Source organism: Gordonia sp. NPDC003425, from assembly GCF_053588635.1.
Genome location: NZ_JBSFQI010000054.1, coordinates 1 through 1,159 on the forward strand (window position 1 = coordinate 1; position 1,159 = coordinate 1,159).

Below are 1,159 nucleotides of genomic sequence, written 5' to 3' on the forward strand. Positions count from 1 at the left end.
CAAAAACGGCGAACTCGTCGAACCCGGCACCGCCTCACCCGACCAGCAGGAGGCTGCCTGAAACAACCTCATCCACAGATCTTGACAATATCTCCGCTTCAAAGCTACTCTCCCTCAGCCATTTTCAGGTGCCGATAAGAAACATTATGTAAAGTAAAAGCTGTAATATTGCAACAGATGCAGGACGACGCACTTCCCCTTTGGCTGCGGATTGATTATCGGCACGAGCCGACAACCTGCACTGATGCGGTCCCGAGCGCGTGAGACGTCCGCCAGATCGGGTTACGAGAACATCATGCGGTTTGCGAAGGCCTTCTGAGTAGGTCTGTGCGACTTCGGGATTGACTTCATTCCTGCGTTTGGTGCAAGATATGAGCATCTGATGCAGCCGCGTGGGAGGTGATGTCAGGTGGCGGTCGATGAAGCCGGGCGGTTGGTTGTGGTTCCCGGTGTGCGCTATCTGAACAGCCAGGATGTGGTGTTCGCGGAGATGCTCGAGGGTTGGCGCAATCAGCAGTTGTCGCGCAATCTGTCGTTCGGGACGATCGAGAAGCGCGTGAAGCTGATCAGTCGGTTCGCCGACTATGCGAACGAGTATCCGTGGCAGTGGACGCCGGCGATGGTCGACGAGTTTTTCGGGGATCTGCGCGGTGTGCGCCATCTCCGCCAAACCTCCGTGCGCAACTATCAGGCATCGCTGCGCCTGTTCTGCGACTACGTCTCGTCCTCGGACTACGGGTGGACAGATTTGTGCTTTGAGCTGTTTGGTTCGCATCCGGTGCAGGTGTGTCATGACTGGAACTCCGCGCGGCACGTTCAGGAAGCCGAGTCGAATCCGACGAAACGTGCGTTCAGTCGCGCTGAGCTGCAACGCTTTTTCGATCATGCCGATAGTGAGGTGGATCGGATCGCCGCAAGCGGCCGCAAGGGCTGGCGGGCGGCCTACCGAGATGCGACCTGGTTCAAGGTCGCCTACGGTTGGGGGCTTCGCGGTAACGAAGTCCGACATCTGCAGACGAGGGACTTCTACCGGAATCCGAAAGCACCTGAGTTCGGTAAGTACGCATCGCGATACACCTGGCCAGTCCGACGATGATCAGGCCCGTCCGATACTCCGGCAGATCCGACAACATCAACCACGCCAGCGCAAACATCAACG

The 1,159-nt window shown here is 57.7% G+C and carries 2 pseudogenes; one reads left to right on the forward strand and one right to left on the reverse strand.

Annotation, left to right across the window (positions count from 1 at the left end):
* Nucleotides 1–409: 409 nt before the first annotated feature.
* Nucleotides 410–1,063, forward strand: a pseudogene (locus ACWDTD_RS20555) (site-specific integrase); the annotation flags it as partial.
* A 1-nt stretch (nt 1,064) separates the two neighbouring features.
* Here the strand turns inward: ACWDTD_RS20555 and ACWDTD_RS20560 are convergent.
* Nucleotides 1,065–1,159, reverse strand: a pseudogene (locus ACWDTD_RS20560) (arsenic transporter); the annotation flags it as partial.